This is a genomic window from Mesorhizobium sp. ESP-6-4 (assembly GCF_020164735.1).
GTDB lineage: Bacteria > Pseudomonadota > Alphaproteobacteria > Rhizobiales > Rhizobiaceae > Mesorhizobium.
This window is the reverse complement of sequence record NZ_JAIUGS010000002.1, coordinates 209,362-232,842: the sequence shown is the minus strand read 5'-3', so window position 1 is coordinate 232,842 and position 23,481 is coordinate 209,362. Positions and strand designations below refer to the sequence as shown.

General features: G+C 64.0%; 16 protein-coding genes and 1 riboswitch. Of the genes, 8 read left to right on the top strand and 8 right to left on the bottom strand.

Annotation, left to right across the window (positions count from 1 at the left end; genetic code table 11):
- Nucleotides 1-166: 166 nt before the first annotated feature.
- The gene (locus LB523_RS04835; RefSeq protein ID WP_224601188.1) at nt 167-1,876 is read left to right on the top strand and encodes an APC family permease; all 1,710 of its coding nucleotides are present in this window, start codon (nt 167-169) and stop codon (nt 1,874-1,876) included.
- A gap of 287 nt (nt 1,877-2,163) precedes the next feature.
- On the opposite strand, the gene LB523_RS04830 is transcribed toward LB523_RS04835, so the two are convergent.
- From LB523_RS04830 to LB523_RS04815, 4 genes are all read right to left on the bottom strand, one after another.
- Nucleotides 2,164-5,316: an efflux RND transporter permease subunit gene (locus LB523_RS04830; RefSeq protein WP_224601186.1), complete on the bottom strand. Its 3,153-nt coding sequence runs from the start codon at nt 5,314-5,316 to the stop codon at nt 2,164-2,166.
- Nucleotides 5,317-5,627: 311 nt separating this feature from the next.
- On the bottom strand, nt 5,628-6,761 hold the full coding sequence (locus LB523_RS04825; RefSeq protein ID WP_263493009.1) for an efflux RND transporter periplasmic adaptor subunit: 1,134 nt from the start codon (nt 6,759-6,761) through the stop codon (nt 5,628-5,630).
- An 83-nt stretch (nt 6,762-6,844) separates the two neighbouring features.
- On the bottom strand, nt 6,845-7,450 hold the full coding sequence (locus LB523_RS04820; RefSeq protein WP_224601183.1) for a TetR family transcriptional regulator: 606 nt from the start codon (nt 7,448-7,450) through the stop codon (nt 6,845-6,847).
- Nucleotides 7,451-7,896: 446 nt separating this feature from the next.
- On the bottom strand, nt 7,897-9,537 hold the full coding sequence (locus LB523_RS04815; protein ID WP_224601181.1) for an acyl-CoA synthetase: 1,641 nt from the start codon (nt 9,535-9,537) through the stop codon (nt 7,897-7,899).
- A 203-nt stretch (nt 9,538-9,740) separates the two neighbouring features.
- Here LB523_RS04815 and LB523_RS04810 point away from each other — a divergent pair, with 203 nt between their 5' ends.
- From LB523_RS04810 to LB523_RS04800, 3 genes are all read left to right on the top strand, one after another.
- The gene (locus LB523_RS04810; protein ID WP_224601179.1) at nt 9,741-10,706 is read left to right on the top strand and encodes a sugar-binding transcriptional regulator; all 966 of its coding nucleotides are present in this window, start codon (nt 9,741-9,743) and stop codon (nt 10,704-10,706) included.
- A gap of 83 nt (nt 10,707-10,789) precedes the next feature.
- Nucleotides 10,790-12,844 carry a bifunctional aldolase/short-chain dehydrogenase gene (locus LB523_RS04805; protein WP_224601176.1) on the top strand — a complete coding sequence of 685 codons (2,055 nt, stop codon included), beginning with the start codon at nt 10,790-10,792 and terminating at the stop codon, nt 12,842-12,844.
- A 227-nt stretch (nt 12,845-13,071) separates the two neighbouring features.
- Entirely contained in the window at nt 13,072-14,136 is a 1,065-nt protein-coding gene (locus LB523_RS04800) for a D-alanine--D-alanine ligase family protein (RefSeq protein WP_224601175.1), read from the top strand.
- Between the two features lie 54 nt (nt 14,137-14,190).
- On the opposite strand, the gene LB523_RS04795 is transcribed toward LB523_RS04800, so the two are convergent.
- Nucleotides 14,191-15,696 (bottom strand): winged helix-turn-helix domain-containing tetratricopeptide repeat protein, encoded by a 1,506-nt coding sequence (locus LB523_RS04795; RefSeq protein ID WP_224601172.1) that lies wholly within the window; start codon nt 15,694-15,696, stop codon nt 14,191-14,193.
- Nucleotides 15,697-15,933: 237 nt separating this feature from the next.
- Between LB523_RS04795 and LB523_RS04790 the strand changes: the two genes are divergently transcribed.
- The gene (locus LB523_RS04790) at nt 15,934-16,173 is read left to right on the top strand and encodes a DUF1127 domain-containing protein (RefSeq protein WP_411908991.1); all 240 of its coding nucleotides are present in this window, start codon (nt 15,934-15,936) and stop codon (nt 16,171-16,173) included.
- 72 nt (nt 16,174-16,245) lie between these two features.
- Here the strand turns inward: LB523_RS04790 and LB523_RS04785 are convergent, their stop codons facing one another.
- The 3 genes from LB523_RS04785 to LB523_RS04775 all read right to left on the bottom strand — a co-directional run bounded on the left by LB523_RS04785 (nt 16,246) and on the right by LB523_RS04775 (nt 19,918).
- Nucleotides 16,246-17,298, bottom strand: coding sequence for a substrate-binding domain-containing protein (locus LB523_RS04785; RefSeq protein WP_140844255.1), 1,053 nt, complete (start codon nt 17,296-17,298; stop codon nt 16,246-16,248).
- Between the two features lie 35 nt (nt 17,299-17,333).
- A complete protein-coding gene (locus LB523_RS04780; protein WP_224517907.1) occupies nt 17,334-18,329 on the bottom strand; it encodes an ABC transporter permease in 996 nt (331 codons plus the stop codon).
- 77 nt (nt 18,330-18,406) lie between these two features.
- A complete protein-coding gene (locus LB523_RS04775) occupies nt 18,407-19,918 on the bottom strand; it encodes a sugar ABC transporter ATP-binding protein (RefSeq protein ID WP_224601170.1) in 1,512 nt (503 codons plus the stop codon).
- A 137-nt stretch (nt 19,919-20,055) separates the two neighbouring features.
- Here LB523_RS04775 and mtnK point away from each other — a divergent pair, with 137 nt between their 5' ends.
- The 3 genes from mtnK to LB523_RS04760 all read left to right on the top strand — a co-directional run bounded on the left by mtnK (nt 20,056) and on the right by LB523_RS04760 (nt 23,349).
- A complete protein-coding gene (gene mtnK / locus LB523_RS04770; protein WP_224601167.1) occupies nt 20,056-21,324 on the top strand; it encodes an S-methyl-5-thioribose kinase in 1,269 nt (422 codons plus the stop codon).
- Nucleotides 21,321-22,415, top strand: coding sequence for an S-methyl-5-thioribose-1-phosphate isomerase (gene mtnA / locus LB523_RS04765; protein WP_224601165.1), 1,095 nt, complete (start codon nt 21,321-21,323; stop codon nt 22,413-22,415). The genes mtnK and mtnA overlap by 4 nt, the downstream gene beginning before the upstream one ends.
- A gap of 235 nt (nt 22,416-22,650) precedes the next feature.
- Nucleotides 22,651-22,804, top strand: a riboswitch (FMN riboswitch).
- Between the two features lie 77 nt (nt 22,805-22,881).
- Complete coding sequence (locus LB523_RS04760; protein WP_224601163.1) at nt 22,882-23,349, top strand: 6,7-dimethyl-8-ribityllumazine synthase; 468 nt, start codon at nt 22,882-22,884, stop codon at nt 23,347-23,349.
- Nucleotides 23,350-23,481: the final 132 nt, after the last annotated feature.

Below are 23,481 nucleotides of genomic sequence, written 5' to 3'. Positions count from 1 at the left end.
CCACAAAACGCTTGACGCGAAAGCGCGTCGGATCAATCTTCACTCTTAAGAAAAAAATACGACTGAGTGGAAACACGGCAGACCGACGCCGATTTGCCGGGGAGCAAGCTTCGCAAGAGCCGAAGCATCGCTGGCGGGGAACAACAAAAAGGGGAAGACACAAGATATGAGCACGATAAGCACGGCCCTCGAGCAGCCTGTCGAAAGCAAGCTGCTCAGGCATATCGACTGGCGTGGCGCCTTCTGGGTGGCAAGCGGCGTTCCAGCGCTGGTCCTGTTCTCGATCGGCGGCATTGCCGGCACGACCGGAACACTGGCCTTCCTGATCTGGACGGTGTCCATGATCATGGGTTTCCTGCAATCCTTCACCTATGCCGAGATCGCCGGCCTGTTCCCGAATAAATCCGGCGGTGCCTCGATCTACGGCGCCACGGCATGGCTGCGCTATTCCAAGTTCATCGCGCCGCTATCGGTGTGGTGCAACTGGTTCGCCTGGTCGCCGGTGCTGTCGCTCGGCTGCTCGATCGCCGCCGCCTACATCCTCAACGCGCTGGCGCCGATCCCGGCCTTCACCGAGACATCGCCGGAAGTCGCCGCCTACATCGCCGCGCATGCCGGGACCGCGCCTGCCGACGCCATCGCCGCGGTGGCGGCTGCCGCCACGCCCGCGATCCGCACCTGGTCGCTGTTCAGCCATACGCTGGGCCCAGTGTCCTTCACCTTCAACGCCACCTTCTTCATCGGCGCGGTGCTGATGCTGATCATCTTCGCGATCCAGCATCGCGGCATCCTCGGCACGGCCAATGTGCAGAAATATATCGGCCTGCTGGTCATCATCCCGATGCTGATCGTCGGCGTCGTGCCGATCTTCACCGGCCAGATCGACTGGGCGAACTTCTCGCCGCTGGTGCCGTTGGCGGCCGCCTACGCGCCCGACCCGGGTTCGTGGAACATCGCCGGCTGGACGCTGGTGCTTGGCGGCATGTTCATCGCGGCATGGTCGACCTACGGCTTCGAGACGGCCGTCTGCTACACGTCGGAGTTCAAGAACCCCGGCACCGACACGTTCAAGGCGATCTTCTATTCCGGCCTGCTCTGCATGCTGCTGTTCATCCTGGTGCCCTTCACCTTCCAGGGCGTGCTCGGCCTGAACGGCATGCTGGCGACGCCGATCGTCGACGGCTCGGGCGTCGCCGACGCGCTGGCCGGCATGGTCGGTGGCGGCAAGATCATCCACAGCCTGCTGGTCATGCTGATGATCCTGGCCCTGGTGCTCTGCATCATGACGGCGATGGCCGGCTCCTCGCGCACGCTCTACCAGGGTTCGGTCGACGGCTGGCTGCCGCGCTATCTCAGCCACGTCAACGAGCATGGCGCGCCAACGCGGGCGATGTGGACCGACCTCTGCTTCAACCTGATCGTGCTGGCCATCGCCTCGGCCGACGCGACGAGCTTCTTCTTCATCCTCGCCGTGTCGAATTGCGGCTACATCATCTTCAACTTTCTCAACCTCAACGCCGGCTGGATCCATCGCATCGACAACGGCCACATCAACCGCCCCTGGAAGGCGCCGACCTGGCTGCTCGGCATCGGCGCGATCTTCGCTTATGTCAACGCCATCTTCATGGGCGCCGGCGCCAAGGTGTGGAACCCGATGGCGCTGTGGGCCGGCCTGATCACCGCTGCCTTGATCATCCCGGTGTTCTGCTTCCGCCACTATGTCCAGGACAAGGGCAAGTTCCCTGAACACATGCTGGCAGACCTCGGCATGGCGGGGGCCGACCTCTCGGTCAAGAAGGCTGGCATGCTGCCTTACCTGACGCTGATTGCCGGCGTGGTGGTGATGCTGATCGCCAACTGGGTGTTCGTCATCTGACGCGGCAGCCTTGAAACAGACGGGCGCGCCTCGGCGCGCCCGTTCTTTTTTGCGATCGCCCGTCCCGGCATCAGCCGGCCTTTCGGACCGCCTCGCTTACAAAGAGCCGATTTTCTGGACGCTTCAGGCCGAGATTCTCGCGCAGCGTCGAACCTTTATGGCGTTGCTGAGAAAGAATTCTGTTTTGCGGAAGCGTTGCACAGCGCATTTTTCCGCCCCGCGGACCTTGACGCGGATCATCCGCCACCGGCTTTCGCCGATGGCGGATGATCCAAGGTTGCCACCTTTTATTCCGCAGCCAAGGCCAGCTGCGGTCTTTCGATGCCTTCGACGTTCTCCGGCTCGGGCGCCTGCTCGTCGGTCTTGGCCTTCTTCGGGGCGCGGCCGAAGAACAGGGCGTAGCCGGCCGGCAGCACCAGGATGGTGAGCACGGTGGCGACGAGGATGCCGCCCATCATGGCGTAGGCCAGCGGCCCCCAGAAAACGCCGCGCGAGATCGGGATCAGAGCCAGGACCGCGGTCAGCGCCGTCAGCATGATCGGCCGGAAGCGGCGCACGGCTGCACCCACGATCGCTTCCGATCGCTCCATGCCGGCGGCGATATCCTGGTCTATCTGGTCGACCAGGATGATCGAGTTGCGCATGATGATGCCGAGCAGCGCGATGACGCCGAGGATGGCGACGAAGCCGAACGGCGCGCCGCTGATCAGCAGCGCCGCTGCGGCGCCGATGATGCCGAGCGGTCCCGTGGCCAGCACCAGCATCGACTTGCCGAAATGCTGCAGCTGGACCATCAGCAGCACGACGATGACGGCGAGCATGATCGGCGCCTTGGCGGCGATCGAGGCCTGGCTTTCGGCCGAGTCCTCGGCGCCGCCCTGGATCTCGACGTTGTAGCCGGGTGCAAGACTGGCGCGCAGGTCCTTCATGTCGTTGTACATCTTGGTGACGACGTCGTTGGACTGCACGCCGTCCGGCAGCGTGGCGCGCACGCTGATCGTCGGCAGGCGGTCGCGCCGCCATTCGACGCCCTGCTCCATCACCGGCACGACCTTGGCCACTTGCGAGAGCGGCACCGAGCCGCCGAAGTCGGTCGGGATATAGACCGAGTCGACCGAAGAGAGCAGGTGACGGGTCGCCTCCGGCTCGCGGGCGACGATCGAGACGGTCTCCTCGCCGTCGCGGAAGTCGTCTAGCGGCGCGCCGGACATGGTGGCCTGCAGCATCTGGCGGATGCGCTGCGAGGTGACCCCGAGGGCGCGGGCACGATCCTGGTCGATCACCAGCTTCATCGCCGGCACCGGTTCCAGCCAGTCGTCGTGGATGGCGCCGAGCAGCGGATTGGCCTGGAACCTCGCTTTCACCTCGTCGGCGATACGGCGCACCTCCTTGCGGTCCGGGCCCATGACGCGCATCTGCACCGGCCAGCCGGTCGGCGGACCGAGGAAGAGGCGGTCGACCTTGCCGCGGATCGAGGGGAAGTCCTGCGCCAGGATCTTGCGCATCTTGACGATCAGCCGCTCGCGCGCCGGCTCGTCCTTGGCCATCACCAGGAGTTGGGCGAAGTTCGGGTTACGGAGCTGCTGATCGAGCGGCAGGAAGAAGCGCGGCGCGCCTTCGCCGATATAGGTGGCGATGAAGCGCTTGTCCGGATCGTCCGCCATCTTGCCTTCAAACGACTTGGCCTGGTTTTCGACATCCTTGATCGAGGTGCCTTCCGGCAGCCACAGGTCGACCAGGATTTCCGGGCGCGAGGATTGCGGAAAGAAGTTCTGCGGGATGAACTGGAAGGCCCACAGGCTGGTGGCAAAAGTAACCAGCGTCATCACCAAAACGATGATGCGGTGGCGCACGGCCCAGGTGACCGTTGCGCGCAGCCGGCGATAGAAGCCGGTATCGAAGACATCGTGATGAGTGCCCGCATGCTTGCGCTGCTTGAGGATCATGTAGCCCAGCCACGGCGTGAAATAGACCGCGACGAACCACGACACGACCAGCGCGATGCCGACGACATAGAACAGCGTGCGCACATATTCGCCGGCGGTGGAGGCGGCGAAGCCGACCGGGATGAAGCCGGCCGTGGTGATCAGCGTGCCGGTCAGCATCGGGAAAGCGGTCGAGGTGTAGGCGAAGCTCGCCGCCTCGATCTTGACCAGCCCCTCCTCCAGCTTTCGCTCCATCATCTCGACGACGATCATGGCGTCGTCGACCAAAAGGCCGAGCGCAATGATGAGCGCGCCGAGCGAGATGCGCTGCAGGTCGATGCCGATCTCGTACATGATGGCGAAGGTGGCGGCCAAGACGAGCGGGATGGCGATGGCGATCACCAGGCCCGAGCGCCAACCGATCGACAGCAGCGAGACTGCAAGGACGATCAGCAGCGCCTCGCCGAGCGCCTCCATGAACTCGCTCACCGCGTCCTTGACGACCTGGGGCTGGTCGGAGATCTGATCGACCGACACGCCATAGGGCAGCCCTGCCTCGAAGCGCTGATAGGTCGCCTCGACATCCTTGCCGACATCCCTGACGTTAAAACCCTTGGCCATGACGACGCCGAGCTGGACGCTCTGATGGCCGTTGAAGAGGTATTTGTTGTCGTAAGGATCCTGGAGGCCGGAAGAGACGGTGGCGATGTCGCCGAGGCGCGTCACCTGGTTGCCCGAGCGCAGCCTGAGCTCGCGGATATCCGCGGCCTTGGTGACATCGCCCTCGACCGAGATGCGCACCGAGCGCAGGCCGGTGTCGACCGAGCCCGCCGGATCCACGGCGTTCTGGCCTTTCACGGCGTTTTGCAGGTCAAGGATGGTCAGGCCGCGCTCGGCCAACGCCTTGGACGAGACATCGATATAAATCTTCTCAGGCTGGTCGCCGATGATGACGGCCTTCTCGACGCCCGGTGTCGTCAACAGCATGTCGCGCGCCTGGATGGCGAACTTCTTCAGCTCCGGATAGGTGAAGCCGTCGCCGCTGATCGAATGCAGCGTGATGAAGGTGTCGCCGAACTCGTCGTTGAAATAGGGGCCGAGCAGGCCCTGCGGCAATTCATTGGAGATGTCGCCGACCTTCTTGCGCACCTGGTAGAAGGCGTCCTTCACTTCCTCGGTGTTGGTGTCGCCTTTGACCTGCAAGGTGATGATGGCGCTGCCGGCGCGGGTGTAGGAACGGACGAAATCGAGATGCGGCGTTTCCTGCAGCTTGCGCTCGATCTTGTTGACGACCTGATCCTCCATGTCCTGGATCGAGGCGCCGGGCCAGACCGCCTGCACCACCATGACGCGGAAGGTGAAGTCGGGGTCTTCCTTCTGGCCCATGCGCATCAGGCCGAGCGCGCCGGCAAGGATGATCAGCCCGAACAGGAAGCGCGCGATGCTCGGATGTCCGATCGCCCAACGCGAAAGATTGAAGGGCCGCTTTTCAGTGCTGCTGTCGCTGGTGGTCATGGCACACGTCCAGTCCAATTGATCGGCAAGGCACGCCCGCTTGGCATGCCGCTTCCAGTTCGGTGGGCTTCCGGGCGGCGAGACCCTCAAGCGGAGAGAGCTCGCAAATCGCGCTTGACGCGGCACTGCTGCGGGGGAGCCAACATGCCGGCATCTCACGATCGGGGCGTTCGCCGCCCGGAACCCATGCTTTCCCCGGCCCGCGGCGCAAGCAGCGAGAGCGGGAAAGGCGTTCGTTACGCCTGACTTCAGGTTTTAGTTCGATGCATGTCGTTGTCCCAAAACCGCTTCGCACTTTTGGGCGACAAGCATCAGTGCAGGCTGCTGGTGGTCGCGACGTCGTTCTCCGCCGAGGCGGATTGCTGGGCGTCGCTTGAAAGCTTGACCTTCAGGTTCTCGGTCATGAACTGCGTGCCGGCGGCCACCACGACGTCGCCCTGTTTGAGGCCGTCCGCCACGGCGACACCGTCGGCAGTGAAGTTGGCGACCTTGATCGGGCGCGGATGGACTGTTTCGGAGGTGCGGTCGACCGTCCAGACGATCTGTTTGCCGTCCTTCTCGGTCATCGCGGTCAGCGGGATCGACACGAGCTGCGCCTTGCTGCCGACGGTTGCCTCGACATTGGCCGTCATGCCGAGCAGCACGCGCGGATCGTTGGGCAGCGACACCCGGACAGCGAAGGTACGCGACTGCGGATCGGCGCTGCCGGCGACCTCGCGGACCTTGCCGTCAAGCGTCAGCCCTTCGTCCGACCAGAAGCTCGCCTTGACTTCCTTGCCGGGCTTGAAGCCTGCAATATCCATCTCCGGCACCGCGATCGAAACTTCCTTCTCGCCGTCCACCGCGACCGTCATGACCGGCGTGCCGGCGCCGACCACTTGGCCGACATCGGCAGAGATGGCGGTGACGATGCCGGCCTGGCTGGCCTTGAGATCGGTGTAATGGACCTGGTTCTGCGCCTGGGCCAGCGTCGAGCGGGCGGCATCGCGCGTCGCCACGGCCTGGTCGTAGGCCAGCCGCGCCTGATCGAGCTGCGACTTCGGCGCGAAGTTCTTGGCATAGAGCTGCTCGGCGCGCTTCCTGGCGAGATCGACGGTCTCGACCTGGCGTTCGGCGGCGTCGAGGCTGGCCTGCGCGCTCTTCACCGACAGCTCGTAGTCGGACGGATCGACGCGGGCGAGCACGTCGCCTTCATTCACATGCTGGCCGATATCGACCAGACGCTCGGTGACCTTGCCGGCGATGCGGAAGCCGAGGTTCATCTCGATGCGGGCGCGCACCGAACCGGAATAGTCGAGCTGGCGGGTGGTCCGCGCCTCGCCGATCTCGACCACCTTGACCGGCCGGACGACTTCCTGAACGACCTCGGCCTTTTCCTGGCTGCAGCCGGCAAGGGCAAGCGCGGCGACGACGATGCCGATGGCGGGAAGGCCGGCGGCCGGCAGCCTGCGGAGGATGGAACTGGACAAAGACACTTTAGCACTCCCGAACTGGAGATGATCTGTCGGCCGCACGCGGCGGGCGGCTTCTATTTCAAGGCTCTGATGGCGTAGTCGATAAGTTCGTCGGGCATTGCCCGGTTGGTCTTGGCAAGGCACTGCGCCACCATCTGCGGGTGGCACAGAATGACGGTGGCGGCGCCGAAGCAGCGCGCGGCGGTTTCAGGATCCTGCTGCCTGAACTCGCCTGCCTCGATGCCCTCGCGGATCACCTCGGCGAAGAGGTCGTGGATACTGTTGACATGCTTGTCGATGACGGACCAGTCGCGCTCCAGCGCGACGATGACCATCTCATGCACCTTCTGCTCGTCCAGCATGGTCTCGAGCGTCATCTTGTACTGGGCATGAATATAGCGGCTCAGTCGCTCCTCGGCGCTGATCGGGAGGTGCATGATCTCATAGGCCATGTTGTAGCTGGCGCCGAGCATGCGGCCGCAGACGGCCTGGTGGATTTCGACCTTGGAGGCAAAGAAGCGGTAGATGTTGGCGGGCGACATGCCGAGCTCGCGAGCGATGTCGGCAACATTGGTCTTACCGTAGCCATAGTGGCGGAACAGGCGCTCGGCGCAGTCGAGAATGCGAGTCACATTCTCCTGTCTGGCGGGGTCTGCCATGATGTTGGCGGCTTCTGACATAGCGCTTTCGTTTTGATGAGTGACGAATTTCAATTTTCATCAGTCGTAAAACGAAAGCGGCTTGGAGTCAACGCGAAATCGACGTACGCGTATAATTTGGTGACAGATGGTGACAGTTGCTAGGTCTGCGGTGAGTACGTTGACGATTAGCCATTGGCGCCTGCGACGTCGTCATCCACGGGCGGAGCAAGGAGCGAAGCGACGCGCGCAGACCCGAGGATCCATTCCGTGACGCCGGTCGAAGAACGAAGCAGATCAAGATGTTACGCCGGTCAGCACTTTCCGTCCGCTGCGGCCATTCTCAACCGCCGGAGCGCGGCCGCAAAGTAGCGGCATGGATCCTAGGGTTTCCGCAACGTCGCTTCGCGACTGCTCCACCCTAGGATGACGACGTCGCGGGCGCTGGCGCAAATTGTCGACGTCAAAGCCATGTTGGGAGGAGCGAACTACACCCCCTTCGCCATCTCCCGCAGCCTGAACTTCTGGATCTTCCCCGTCGAGGTCTTCGGGATTTCGGCAAACACCACCGCCTTCGGCACCTTGAAACGGGCAAGCAGCCCTCGGCAGTGCTCGATGATCTCGGCCTCGGTCGCGCTCTTGCCGGGCTTCAGCTCGACATAGGCGACCGGCACCTCGCCCCATTTGTCGTCAGCGCGGGCAACCACACCGCACGAGGCAACCGACGGATGCCTGTAGAGAGCGTCCTCGACCTCGATGGACGAGATATTCTCGCCGCCCGAGATGATGATGTCCTTGGAGCGGTCCTTGAGCTGGATGTAGCCGTCGGGATGCATGACGCCGAGATCGCCGGAGTGGAACCAGCCGCCGGCGAAGGCCTCGTCGGTGGCCTTGCGGTTCTTCAGATAGCCCTTCATGACGATGTTGCCGCGGAACATGACCTCGCCGATGGTCTCGCCGTCGGCCGGCGTCTCCATCATCGTCCCGGGATCCATCACCGTCAGACCTTCGAGCGCGGCATAGCGCACACCCTGGCGTGCCTTCTTCTGCGTCCTCGGTCCCTTCTCCAGCGCGTCCCACTCATAGTGCCACTCGTTGACGACCGCCGGGCCGTAGGTCTCGGTCAGGCCGTAGAGATGGGTGACGGCAAAGCCGGCATCGGCCATGCCGGACAGCACGGCCTCCGGCGGGGGCGCTGCGGCGGTGTTGAAGGTGACGGTCTGTGCGAACTGCCGCTTGTCCTCATCCTTCGCGTTGATCAGCACCGACATGACGATCGGGGCGCCGCACAGATGGGTGACGCCGTGGTCGGCGATGGCGTCGTATATCGGCTTTGCCCGCACCCAGCGCAGGCAGACATGGGTGCCGGCCTGCACGGCCAAAGTCCAGGGGAAGCACCAGCCGTTGCAATGGAACATCGGCAGCGTCCAGAGATAGACCGCGTGCTTGGCCATGCCGGCATGGATGGTGTTGGTGTAGGCCATCAGCGCCGCGCCGCGATGGTGATAGACGACGCCCTTCGGATTGCCCGTGGTGCCGGAGGTGTAGTTGAGCGAGACGGCGTCCCACTCGTCGTCGGGCATCGACCAGACAAAGGTCTCGTCGCCGGCGGCGACGAACTCCTCGTAATCAGCTGAGCCGATCCGTTCGCCCTTCGGATAGGGCGCGTCGGCGGCATAGTCCGGATCGTCATAGTCGATGACCAATGGCTTCACCTTGGCCAAGGCCAGCGCGTCCTTGACGACGCCCGAGAACTCGCGGTCGACGATCAGCACCTTGCTGTCGGCATGGTCGAGCTGGAACGCGATGACGGCGGCGTCGAGGCGGGTGTTCAGCGAATGCAGCACCGCCTTCACCATCGGCACGCCGAAATGGGCTTCCAGCATCGGCGGCGTGTTGGACAACATCACCGTCACCGTATCGCCCTTGCCGACGCCGTGCTTCGCGAGCGCCGAGGCAAGCTTCAGCGACCGGCGCCAGAAATCGCGATAGGTGATGCGCTGGTTGCCATGAATGATGGCGATGTGGTCGGGATAGGTCTTGGCCGCGCGCTCAAGATAGGTGAGCGGCGTCAGCGGCTGGTGGTTGGCAGCGTTCCTGTCGAGATCCTGTTCGTAAGGATTGGCCATCCCGTTCTCCCCGATGTTCTTTTCGAGCTTTCTAACCTTAGGCCGGCCGTCACGCTATCCCCCTTCCACGGCTGAAAATGCTATGCTGCGCCGGCTTGGTGGAATGGCGATCCGGATTGGACCGCGCCGCGAGACGATCGCAGCTCGCGCAGGCAATTTGACTTTTGTCGAGAGCCGTGACTAATGTCAGCCGAGGAGGCGGCATGGCTATCAGACCGGCAGAACAGCTCATCCACAAGGCCGCCTGGCTTTACTATGCGCATGGCCTGCGTCAGGACGAAGTGGCGAGCCAGCTCAACATTTCGCGAGCCTCGGTCGCCATGTATCTGCGCAAGGCACGCGAGACCGGCATCGTCAACATCTCGACCTCGACCCAGCTCTTCACCGACGACGTCATGGCGCGACGGCTGGAAGATGCGTTCGATCTCGACGCCGTCTGGATCGCGCCGGAAAATGCTTACCTTGCCGATCCCTCGACCGATATCGCCGTGCTGGCGGCGAGCGTCTTTCTCGAGCTGGTGAAAAAAGGCGACCGCATCGGCGTCGCCTGGGGCCGCACCGTCTACACCATCGCCGACATCATGTCCTATGCCGACCTGCAGGACGTCACCGTGGTGCAGCTCTGCGGCAATCTCGGCGCGCCCTATTCCTACCGGCCCGACCAGTGCACGATGGAGATCGCGCGACGGCTGAATGCCAAGGGCCTCAACTTCTACGCCCCTCTGGTTCTGTCGACGGAAGGCCTGGCGCAAGGTTTGCGTGCCGAGCCGGTGATCCGCGACCAGTTGGCCGGCATCGCCGATTGCGATCTGGCGCTCTATTCCGTCGGCGCGGTCGACGCCGACAGCCATCTGGTGAAATGCGGCGCGCTGTCGGCGGCCGAGATGGAGACGTTGCGGCGCCAGGGTGCGGCCGGCGTCATCGCCGGACAGATCATCGACGCCATGGGCGAAGTGCTCGACTGCAGCTACAATAGGCGCGTCATCTCCGCCGAGCTCGCCTCGCTGCGCGCCATCGAGAAGCGGCTGATGGTGGTGCAGGAAGACACCAAGTTCGAGCCGCTGCTTGCGGCCATCGCCGGCGGGCTGTGCACGCATCTGGTGGTCGGCGCGCATATGGCCGAGCGCCTGCTTCAGCACGCCGGCGCGGCAACGAAAAAGGCCTCGTAGAAAACCACCCTCGCCGCTTCTGTCATCACGACGTCGCGGCCTTCTGTTCATGAGCAAGAAAAGACGGAATCGGACGTATCGACATGCAGAACCTTTGGAATGACGCCGACGCGGAAAAGATGGTTGCCGACTATGCCAGGAAGGGCGTCGGCCGCGACCTTGCGCTGCGCGTCTACACGACCCGCCTGCTCGGCGGCGAGCCGCGCCTGGTGCTGCATGGCGGCGGCAACACCTCCTGCAAGACCAAAGCCACCGATCTCGTCGGCGACGAATGGGACGTGCTCTGCGTCAAGGGCAGCGGCTGGGACATGGCGGTCATCGAGCCGCAAGGCCTGCCGGCGGTGAAAATGGGCGCGCTGCTCAAGGCGCGCTCCCTGGACAAGCTCTCCGACGAGGACATGGTGGCGCTGCAGCGCTCCAACCTCATCGATCCGTCCTCGCCCAACCCGTCGGTCGAAACGCTGCTTCATGCCTTCCTGCCGCACAAGTTCGTCGACCACACGCATTCGACGGCGATCCTTGCCGTCGTAGACCAGGAAGACAGCAAGGCATTGGTGAAAAAGGTGTTCGGCGACAAGATGGGTTACGTGCCCTACATCAAGCCGGGCTTCGACCTCGCCAAGGCTGCGGCGGAAATCTTCGACGCCGACCGAAAAGTCGAGGGCCTGATCCTCGACAAGCACGGCATCTTCACCTTCGGCGACGATGCCAAACAGGCCTATGACCGCATGATCCACTATGTGACCATGGCCGAGGACTATGTCGCCAAAAACGGCAAGCCGCAGCCGGCCAAGGCAGCATTGCCGGCAAAGCTTGCCAAGCCCAGCGACATCGCGCCGACGCTGCGCGGCGCCGTTGCCGTGGCGCGCGGCGAAGGCCGCTTCGACCGCATGATCAGCGACTTCCGCACCTCGGACGCGATCGTCGACTTCATCAATTCCGCCAAGATCGCCGAGCTGGCCGGGCGCGGGGTATCGACGCCGGACCTGTCGATCCGCATCAAGACCGGACCGATGGCGGTACCGGCGCCCGACATGGACAAGCTCGGCGACTACAAGGCCGCCGTCCGCAGCCATGTCGATGCCTTCATCAAGGACTATACCGCCTATTTCGAAACCAATGACGCGCTGGACGACGTCAAGCGCACCATGCTCGACCCGATGCCGCGCCTGACTCTGGTGCCGGGCCTCGGCATGTTCGGCCATGGCCGCACGCTGAAGGATGCCAAGATCGCGTCGGATGTCGGCGAGATGTGGATCGAGGCGGTGCGCGGCGCGGAAGCGATCGGCAATTTCCATCCACTCTCCAAGGCCGACCTCTTCCCGCTCGAATACTGGTCTCTCGAGCAGGCCAAGCTCGCTTCGAACAAGCCGAAGCCGCTGACCGGCCAGGTGGTGCTGATCACCGGCGGCGCCGGCGCCATCGGGGCCGCGACGGCAAAACTGTTCGCGGCCAATGGCGCGCATGCCGTGATCGTCGATCTCGATCCGGCCAAGGCAGCGGAGGCGGCGAAGGCAGCCGGCAACAACTCGATCGGCGTCGGCGCCGACATCACCAAGCCGGCCGAAATGCGCGCTGCCTTCGACAAGGCAGTCTCGGTCTATGGCGGCCTCGACATCCTGGTCTCGAATGCCGGCGCTGCCTGGGAAGGCCGCATCGGCGAGCTCGACGACGCCACTTTGCGCAAAAGCTTCGAGCTCAATTTCTTCGCCCACCAGTCGGCGGCGCAGAATGCGGTGCGCATCATGCTGGAACAGGGTACGGGCGGCGTGCTGCTGTTCAACACTTCCAAGCAGGCGATCAATCCCGGCCCGAAATTCGGCGCCTACGGCATCCCGAAAGCCGCGACATTGTTCCTGTCGCGGCAGTATGCGCTTGACTACGGCGCCTATGGCATCCGCTCCAACGCGGTCAACGCCGACCGCATCCGTTCGGGTCTCTTGACCGACGCGATGATCGCCAGCCGTTCCGGCGCGCGCGGCGTGTCCGAAAAAGAATACATGTCCGGCAATCTGCTGGGACAGGAAGTGACGGCCGACGACGTGGCGCAGGCCTTCCTGCACCAGGCGCTGGCCGAGCGCACCACGGCGGATGTGACGACGGTGGACGGCGGCAACATCGCGGCGGCGCTGCGCTGAGGATGTAAAGGCAGGCACTGGAGCGGTTCATTGTTTTCGCGAAACGACGAGCCGCCCAAGTCCCCTTGTCTTGACGCAGTTTGAATCGAAGGCCTTTGACGCTTCTGCTGAAGAACTGCTCGTACCCGTCAAAATCCACACCAATCCTTCGGGTATTGCTCAGCCAGTTTAAGGGCGCCTCGTGTTCGCATGCGGGGCTCCAACCCTGATCATTGGTGGAGCTCCAGATGGCGGCGAAAAAACTTCGTATCGGCGTGCTGTTCGGCGGGCGCTCCGCCGAGCATGAGGTATCGCTGCTTTCGGCAACCAACGTCATGGCTGCTTTGGAGCCCGCGAAATACGACGCCGTGCCGATCTTCGTCACCCGCGAAGGGCAATGGCTGCTGAGCCGTTTCGAGGACGGCGCGCTGGCGGCGCCGTCGGCCGGCACGCAGCTCTGCCTGGTGCCGGGCGGCCATGGACGGATGCTGGCGATCCCCGCCGGCGGCGTGCCTCACGAACTGCTCGCCATCGATATCCTGTTTCCGGTGCTGCACGGCCTGCATGGCGAGGACGGCGCGGTGCAGGGCCTGGCCGAGGTGGCACGCGTGCCGCTCGCCGGTTGCGGCATATTGGGTTCCGCCGCGGCCCTCGACAAGGACGTCGCCAAGCGGCTGCTGAAAGCGGCCGGACTGCCTGTGGCGCGCTCGGTGACGATCGGTGAAGGTGCCGCGCCTTCGCTCGCCGAACTGGAAGACCAACTCGGCCTGCCGCTGTTCATCAAGCCGGCGCGGCAGGGCTCGTCGGTCGGCGTCGCGAAGGTCAATGCCAGCCAAGAATTCGATCGGGCGCTCGAGGAAGCATTCCAGCACGATCGCAAGCTGCTGGCAGAGGAATTCGTCCGTGGCCGCGAGATCGAATACAGCGTCCTGGAGAGTCCCGCGGGCGAACTCTTCGTCTCGCGGCCGGGCGAGATCGTGCCTGCGGAGAGCCACGGTTTCTACAACTACAACGCCAAATATATCGACGAGAATGGCGCGGCCTTGATCGTGCCAGCCGAGCTGCCGCAGGAGGTCGAGGATGCCATGCGCGATGCGGCTGCAAGAGCGTTCAGGGCGCTCGGTTGCGACGGCATGGCCCGCGTCGACTTTTTCCTGATGCCGGACATGAATTTCCTGATCAACGAGCTCAACACGATTCCCGGCTTCACCAACATCAGCATGTATGCCAAGGCTATGGCGGCGAGCGGCGTCAGCTATCCGGAGGTCATCGACCGTCTGGTGGCGCATGGGCTGGCGCGCGCCGGCCGGTGAAAAAGACCTAAGAATACGAAATCCCGGCAGCGGCCAGTTGGCCATGTCGCCACATCACTCCGGCAGGCCGGCCATGCGGAAGCCGTCGACGAAATGCTCGAGCATCGCGTCGTCGCGAAAGGGCTCCGTCTCGACCCAGCGCCGCGTGGAGAAATGCGGATTGCCGACGAGGAACAGCGCGACCTCGGTGCGCGCCTCGTCGAGACGGCCGAGCTGCGCCAGGCTTGCCGCCAGAAAGCGGCGCGAACTCGTGCGGTAAGTCTCGTCGCGACGCAGCGTCTCGACGGCGGCCTCATAGTCACGGGCCGCATATTGCGCCTGGCCGAGCGTCAGATAATACCAGCTCGGCGGAAAGGGGTTGAGCCGGAAGGCCTTGCGGATGTGCTCCAGGCCGTCGCTTATCCGCCCGCCCAGCACGTCGATATCGGACAATGTCGCCCAAATGTCGGCTTCGTTCGGATCGAGCTCGATCGCCTTGGCGAATTCCGCCTCGGACCGTTCGAAATCGCGTTCATAGGCAAGAAGGTTCGCCAGAACCCAGCGGCAACCGGCATCGTTGGGATCGATCGCCACAGCCTTGCGCGCTAGTTCCAGGGCCGTGCTGCGGGCAGGCTCGAACGGCTCGCCCCAATGCACCCAGCCCATCCAATGGTTCATCGCGAGCCAGCGATAGGCTTCGGCGTAGTCCGGATCGAGCGAGACCGCGCGCGTCAGCATCAGATGCGCTTCGCGCGCCATTTGCGGCGACTCGTCGAACAGTTTTCGCGCCCGCACGACGAGATCATAGGCTTCGAGGCTCTTCGGCCGGTTGCGCTCCGGCAATGCACGCAGCCGCCCGAGCAGCGCCTCGACGATCTTGGCCGTCGCCTCGTCCTGGACGGCGAAAATGTCCTCAAGGCTGCGATCGAAACGCTCCGCCCAGAGATGCTCGCCGCTCAGCGCATCGATCAGCTGGGCATTGATGCGCACCCGCCCCACGGCGCGTCTGGCGCTGCCTTCCACCAGGTATCGCACGCCGAGCTCCCCGGCGATGGCGCGCACATCCATGGCCTTGCCCTTGTAGGCAAAGACCGAGTTGCGCGCGATGACAAAGAGGCCCGGTATCCGGGAGAGATCGGTGATCAGGTCTTCGGTCAGGCCGTCGGCGAAAGAGTCCTGCTCGGGATCGCTGCTCAGATTGACGAAGGGCAGCACGGCAATCGACGGCTTGTCGGGCAGCGGCAAGGGTTTGCGTGGGGCATCGGGCCGTTCGACGGTGCCGGTGAAGCGGTAGCCGACGCGCGGCACGGTGGCGATCCATTCACCGCCACCGGTCGCCGGACCAAGCAGCTTCCTGAGCTGCGCGATCTGGACGGTGAGATTGCCTTCCTCGACTGCCATGCCAGGCCAAGCCGCATCCATCAGCTCGGCCTTGGCCAGGATTTCGCCCGGACGCGCGACGAGCGCCTCCAGCAGCTTCAGCCCGCGATGGCTGGCGGCGACGGGAACATCGCCCCGGAGCAGCGTTCCCGCGCCTGGATCAAGCACGAACGGTCCGAAAGCAAAGCGCGATCCCTGCATGGGGCGATCTATAGAGCAATTCCAGGAAAAGTGTGAAGCGGTTTTCACTCCGGAATTGCGTAAAAACAAAGAGATAGAGCGGTTCGCCGTTTCCGTGAAACGGTGAAACGCTCTAACCGATTTGGAAGTTTTGAGAACTATTTGGGACGGCTTAATTACGCCGCCGGCCGCCTGCGGCACAGTGCAATCTCAATCAGGTCGAGGGTTTTCAAAACCCCTTATTCGATGGAGGTTGCCATGAACGATAGCTTCACGCCCTCTACGTGTCTGGCGGCGGCACCGGCAATGCACTCAAGGCGCGGGCGCTTCAGCCTGGCGGCCTTGCGCAGCCTTATCGCCGAGCGGCGCAAGCAGGCCTATTTCCGCTTCGAGCTCAAGCGCATGGCGACGGACAATCCGCATCTGATTGACGACATCGGGCTGACGAGAAAAGAGGTCGAGGCGGAGATCGCCAAGCTGCCCTTCTGGCAGCGATAGACCGCCTTGGGCCGGCTGAAGGGCAGAGAGCGGCCCGTTGGACCGCTCTCTTCATTTGCGACCGTCCGAACCTTACTTAGCGTTCGGGTTCGGCATCCAGGCCGGCATCGCGACATCGGCATGGGCGAACTGCGGCAGCTTGGCCGACAGGTCTTCCATGTTCTTGATGTCCTTGTCGATCAGCTCCTTCTGGGTGATCAGCGTCGGCGGCACAATGACGTTGTGGCCGGGATCTTCGCCTGCGAGCAGCTGCGCCAGCGCGCGCACCGAGACCTGGCCGACGACGGCCGGGTTGGTGGCGGCGGTCGCCGCCCAGGCGCTGTCCGGCTCGCGCATGGCGGCGATGTCCGAGGTCGAGATGTCGGCCGAATAGATCTTGATGCCCTTGTTCAGGCCCGCCTCGTCGACGGCGATCTTCACGCCCTTGGCGAACTCGTCATAGGGCGCGAACATCACCTTGATGTCGGGATGCGCCTGCAGCACCGAGCGCGCCTGGTTGGCGACGGAGTTGGCGATCGGGTTGTCGAGCGTGCCGAACATGGCGACCTCGTTGATGCCCGAGTACTTCTTCTTCACGTCGACCCAGGTCTCGTTGCGGCGGTCGAGCGGAGCGATGCCGGCGACATAGACATAGCCGGCCTTCCAGCTCTCGCCATTGTCCTTGACCGCCTGCTCGAGCGCGAGCTTCGCCAGGTCGCGGTCGGACTGCTCGACCTGCGGGATCTTCGGGTTCTCGACATTGACGTCGAAGGCGACGACCTTGATGCCGGCATCGACCGCACGCTGAGCGGCGTCCTTCATCGATTCCGTCAGGCCGTGCTGGATGATGATGCCTTGCACGCCGAGCGCGATGGCCTGGTCGACCATGTCGGCCTGGAGTGCTGCGTCCTGGCGGCTGTCCAGCACGCGCAGGTCGACGCCGAGCGCCTTGGCTTGCGCCTCGACGCCGGAGAGATAGGCCTGAAAGAAGTCGCCGGTCGACAGATAGCGCACCAGCGCGATCTTGACGCCCGGCTTGTCGAACGGCGCCGGACGGTCCGCGGCAAGCGCCGTCCCCTGCATCAGCAGCGCCGCGCCGGCGAGGCCGAGTGCCGCCTTCCCCAAAAGTCTTCTTGTGATGCTCACTTCGTTTTCCTCCATTTGTTATGCCCCGGTCGAAACTATCTCTTGCCCCTGCCGGAAAGGGCGAAGGTGAAGACAAGGGCGACGACAAGCACCGCGCCCTTGACAAAATCCTGCGTGTAGTAAGGCGCGTTCATCATCGTCAGGCCTTGCAGCAGGACGCCGACGAACACCGCGCCGACGGCGGTGCCGAAGGCGTTTGGCTTGGCGGCGCCAAGCACCGCGTAGCCGATGAGCGCCGCCGCGACTGCGTCGAGCAAGAGATTATTACCCGAGGCGATGTCGCCGCGTCCAAGCCGGGCGGCGAGCAAAATCCCGCCGATCGAGGCAAAAACTCCCGAAATCACATAAGCCCAGATCTTGTATGCCTTGACAGGCGCGCCGGCGAGCTCGGCCGCCCTCTCATTGCTGCCGACGGCATACATCATGCGGCCGAAGCGCGTGTATTCGAGGAAGAACCAGATCAGCGCCGCGAGCACGACGAGCACGACGACCGAGACCGGGATCAGGTTCGGGATGAAGAAGTCGATGCGGTGGCGGCCGAGCGCCAGGAAGGCTTCCGAGAACTTACCGTTGGCGACCGAGCCGTCGGGCATGGTCATGCCGGTGGCGATCGAGCGGCCTTCCGTCGGAATGCGCTGCAGGCCGAGCAGCAGGAACATCATGCCGAGCGTGGCCAGAAGATCGGGCACGCGCATATAGACGATCAGCCAGCCATTGATCAGTCCGACGATGACGCCGATGACCAGGCAGGCGATGACGGCGACGATCGCGTTCTGCTCCAGCACGACCATGGCGTAGGAGGCAGCCATCATGGCGCTGGTGGCGACCGAGCCGATCGAGAGATCAAAGCCGCCGACGACGAGCGTCGCCGTGACGCCGAGCGCCAGCACGCCGGTGATGGCCACCGACTGGAAGATGAAGACGGCGCTTTGCGGCGAGGCGAAGCCGTCGGCGGCGACCGCGAAATAGGCGATCAGCCCGACCAGCAGGACGATGAAGCCGTAGCGGATGGCGTAATCGCGCAATGTCATCGAACGCTCCCGCGCCGTTGCCTTGGCCGCCAAACTGGAACTCATGCCTGCACTCCGGGTCTCGTCATCCTGCGATCTCACGCCGCGCTGTGAAGCGGTCCGCCGGCCACTTCCGCCAGCAGCCGGTCGAGATCGATGTCATCGTTGCGGTGCTCGCCGACGATCGTGTGTTCCGACATCACCAGGATGCGGTCGGCGGTCTCCAGCGCCTCGTCGAGCTCGGTAACGAAGATCAGCGTCGCGCGGCCGTCGGCGCTTGCCCTCAGCTTGGCGGCGATGTCGCGACGCGCCGAAATGTCGACACCCTGGAAAGGCTCGTCGAGCATGAAGAGGCGCGAGGCCTGCGACATCCAGCGCGCCACCATCACCTTCTGCTGGTTGCCGCCGGAGAGCGCCGACAGCTCGTCCTTCTCCGAGCGGCAGACGATACCTAGCTCGTCGATCTGGCGGCGGGCGGCGATGCGCTCGGCGCGCTTCTTCATGACGCCGAGGCCCGACATGCGCTTGAGGAACGGCAGGCTGATGTTGCGTTCGATGTTGAAGCCGCCGACAATGCCGCTCGCGGCGCGGTCCTTGGCGACCAGGAAGACGCCGGCGGCGATTGCCTCGCGCGCCGAGCCCGGCGCGTAGGGTTTGCCGTCCATGTGCATGGTGCCGGCGAGCGGCCGGCGCACGCCGAACAGCGTTTCCGCCAAAGCCGTCTTGCCGACGCCGACCAGGCCGGTGATCGCCACCACCTCGCCGGCGCCGAGCGTCATCGAGATCGGCTTTGCTCCATGCGCGAGTTGCAGGCCTTCCGCGGTGAAAACCGCGCGCGCCGAGCTTCTGGCTACCACCCGGTCGAGATGGATCTTGCGGCCGAGCATGGCGTTGACCGCGCCCTCATAGTCGAGCGGCTTCTTGTCGAAGACGCCGGAGACGACGCCGTCGCGCATCGACACGATCCGGTCGGCGAGACGCCTGATGTCGGACATGCGGTGCGAGATATAGAGGATAGCGACACCCTGCCCGCGCAGCCGGTCGATCAGCGAAAACAGCAGGTCGGCCTCGGCGCTCGACAGCGAGGAGGTCGGCTCGTCGAGGATCAGCACCTTGGGCTGATGCGCCATGGCCCGCGCGATAGCCACCATCTGCCGGTCGGCCAACGACAAGTCGCTGACGCGCGCCTTGAGGTCGAGGGCGAGGCCCATGCGGTCGGCAACCGCCCTCGCCTCGGCCCGGACATTGGCCGGCTTGAACAGCAACGACGCACCTTTGCCGTTCAGCCGGTCGAGCGTCAGGTTGGTGGCGACATCGAGGTCGGTGACCACGCCGTCATTGATGTTCTGGTGCACGGTGACGACGCCGGCGCGGATGGCTTCGGCGGGGGTCTGCGGATCGAAGGCCTTGCCGGCGAGCCGCATCGTGCCGGCGCCACGTTCGTAGACACCGCTGACGATCTTGACCAGGGTGGACTTGCCGGCGCCGTTGGCGCCCATCAGCACCGTCACCTCGCCCGCAAAGAGGTCGAGCGAGATGCCGCCAAGCACCTCGTTCTGGCCGAAGGATTTCCTCAGGCCCTCCACATGGAACACGGCATCTGCGCCCATCCGTTCCTCCCGGATCGTGACGCTATGGGCTCATTCGGCAATTGTCAACACGATTGACATTTGCCAGAGCGCTTCCTAGCTTGGCCCCGCCGCCGTGGCTCCGCTATCGTCGGAAACCACGCGCAGGAGGGGAGAGCATGACCGGGAAGTTCGAAGCATTGTCGGTGGAAACGCTGCCGAAACGCCTTGGCGGGACCACGGCCCTGACCGAGCGCATCGGCAGCGATGTCAGCCGCTGGAAGGTGCGTGAGGTCGGCGATGGCAACCTCAACCTCGTCTTCATCGTCGAGGGCGACCAGGGCGCCGCGGTGGTCAAACAGGCGCTGCCCTATGTGCGGCTGGTCGGCGACAGCTGGCCGCTGCCGCTCAAACGCTCGTTCTTCGAATATCATGCGCTGACCAGGCAGGAAGCCCGTGCGCCCGGCTCGGTGCCGGCGATCTACCATTTCGATGAGACCCAGGCGCTGATCGTCATGGAATATCTGGCGCCGCCGCACGTCATTTTGAGGCGCGCGCTGATCGACGGCCGCGAACTGCCGAACATCGCGCGCGACATCGGCCTGTTCATGGCCCGCACGCTGTTCCGCGGCTCGGATCTCTCGATGGTGACGAAAAAGCGCAAGGCCGACCTGGCGCTGTTCGCCGACAATGTCGAACTCTGCGACATCACCGAGAACCTGGTGTTCTCCGATCCTTATTTCGACGCCAAGATGAACCGGCACACCTCGCCGCAGCTCGACGGCCTGGTGGCCGAATTGCGCGCCGACCGCGACCTCAAGGTCGAGGCGCAGCGGCTGAAACATCTCTTCGCCGCCCATGCCGAGACGCTGCTGCATGGCGATTTGCATTCCGGCTCGATCATGGTGACGGACACAGAGACCCGGATGATCGATCCGGAGTTCGCCTTCTATGGTCCGATCGCCTTCGATGTCGGCATGCTGCTCGCCAATTTCTGGATGGCCTTCTTCTCGCAGCGCGGCCATGAGGAGAAAAGCGGCAGGGACTCGATGCGCGCCTATCTGCTCGGCGTCACGGCAGAGACCTGGGCCACCTTCCGCGCCGAGTTCGCGCATCTGTGGCGCACCGAGCGCACCGGCATCCTCTACCAGAAGAGCCTGTTCGAGGATCAGGGCGATCTGCTCGGCTCCGAGCAGGCGCTCGACCATATGCTGCATTCGATCTGGACCGACCTGCTCGGCTTTGCCGGCATCGAGGTGCACCGGCGCATCCTGGGTCTCGCCCACAATGCCGATTTCGAGACCATTGCCGATCAAGACCTGCGCGCCAGATGTGAAGCCAAGGCTTTGCGCTTCGGACGCCATATCGCCGTCAACCGGCGCCAGATCCACAGCATCGACGAGGTCAACAAGCTGGCCGCGCTGATCGAACAGGAGAAGAGCCTTTGAACGTCGGCGAACGCCACTATCGCACCATCTGGCTCAGCGACGACAAGCGCTCGGTCGAGATCATCGACCAGCGCTGGCTGCCGCATGAATTCCGCATCGAGAAGATCGGAAGCGTCACCGGCATCGCCACCGCGATCCGCGACATGTGGGTGCGCGGCGCGCCGCTGATCGGCGTCACCGCGGCCTATGGCGTCGCCATCCAGATGATGGACGACCCATCGGACGAAGCACTCGACGCGGTGTGGGAGACGCTGCATAGGACACGGCCGACGGCGATCAATCTGCGCTGGGCGTTGGACGAGATGCGCCGGCACCTCAAGCCGCTCGCGCCTGCAGAGCGTGCCGAAGCGGCCTACAGACGGGCCGCCGAGATCGCCGATGAGGATGTCGGGCTGAACCGCGCCATCGGCGAAAACGGGCTTGCGATCATCAGGCAGATCGCGGCGAAGAAGAAGCCGGGCGAGAGCGTCAACATCCTCACCCATTGCAATGCCGGCTGGCTGGCGACGGTCGATTACGGCACCGCCACCGCGCCGATCTACCTGGCGACCGAGGCCGGCATTCCGGTGCATGTCTATGTCGACGAGACGAGGCCGCGCAACCAGGGCGCCCAGCTCACCGCCTGGGAAATGGCCGGACACGGCGTACCGCACACGCTGGTCGTCGACAATGCCGGCGGCCACCTGATGCAGCGCGGCGACATCGACATGGTGATCGTCGGCACCGATCGCACCACGGCCGATGGCGACGTCTGCAATAAGATCGGCACTTATCTGAAGGCTTTGGCCGCCGCCGACAATGACGTGCCCTTCTATGTCGCGCTCCCCTCGCCCACCATCGACTGGACCGTGGCCGACGGGCTGAAGGAAATCCCGATCGAGGAGCGCTCCGGCGACGAGGTTTCGCTGGTGTGGGGAAAGACGGCCGACGGAAAGGTCGCGCAGGTGCGGGTCTCACCGGATGCGACACCGGCGGCCAATCCGGCATTCGACGTGACGCCGGCGCGGCTGGTGACAGGGCTGATCACCGAGCGCGGCGTGGCCAAGGCCTCGCGCGAGGGGCTGAAGGCGATGTTTCCGGAACGGGGGTGACTAACTGATCTCCCCAGCACGTCGTCATTCTCGGGCTTGACCCGAGAATCCATGCCGTGACCTCCGTCATCGAGCGCAACGGTGCAGAATTCTGTAACCGTTGCAACGCCTTAGCGCCACGGCATGGATCCTAGGGTCTGCGCGCGTCGCTTCGCTCCTTGCTCCGCCCTAGGATGACGACCGCGATGTCATCGCCAGTTGACACTATTGCCCTGCTCTCCCATAAAACCTGCGTTAATGTTCTCAGGGCGGGGTGAAAGTCCCCACCGGCGGTAAGGGCGATTTTCGATCGCTCAAGCCCGCGAGCGCTTTCCGCGTAAACGGAAAGGTCAGCAGATCCGGTGCGATTCCGGAGCCGACGGTTACAGTCCGGATGGAAGAGAACGTACGCAAGACGGCTCGCTGGCGCGGGCCGGGTTTTTGCGTCGTGCGTCCTGATTCTGGTTCGAAACGGAAGGAAGGACCCATGAATCAGCATTTCCCCAAAGACCATACTGTCCGTCATGTCGCCGTCATCCGGGCGCGCTGGCATGCCGATATCGTCGACCAATGCGTGACGGCCTTCGAAGCGGAGCTTGCCGCGCTCGGCGGCTTTGCCGTCGAGGTCTTCGACGTGCCGGGCGCCTACGAAATCCCGCTGCACGCCAAGACGCTTGCCGAGACCGGTCGCTACGCCGCGATCCTCGGCACCGCCTTCGTCGTCAATGGCGGCATCTATCGGCACGACTTCGTGGCGCGCGCGGTCATCGACGGGATGATGAATGTGCAGCTCGCGACCGGCGTGCCGGTGCTGTCGGCCGTGCTGACGCCTCACAACTACCATGACAGCGCCGAGCATCACCGCTTCTTCCATGAGCATTTCGCCGTGAAGGGCAAGGAAGCGGCGAAAGCCTGCGTCGAGATCCTCGCCGCGCGCGCAAAGATCGCCGCCTAAGTCCGAAAGCGCCTGATTTCAGCACTGCAACAAGAATTGCGGCCGAAAAGGCTGCGAAAGGTTGCGGTAGCTCCGAAATCCGGCCAGAAGCAACGAGGCCGCCCGACGCCCGGGCTGCCTTTTTCAAACACG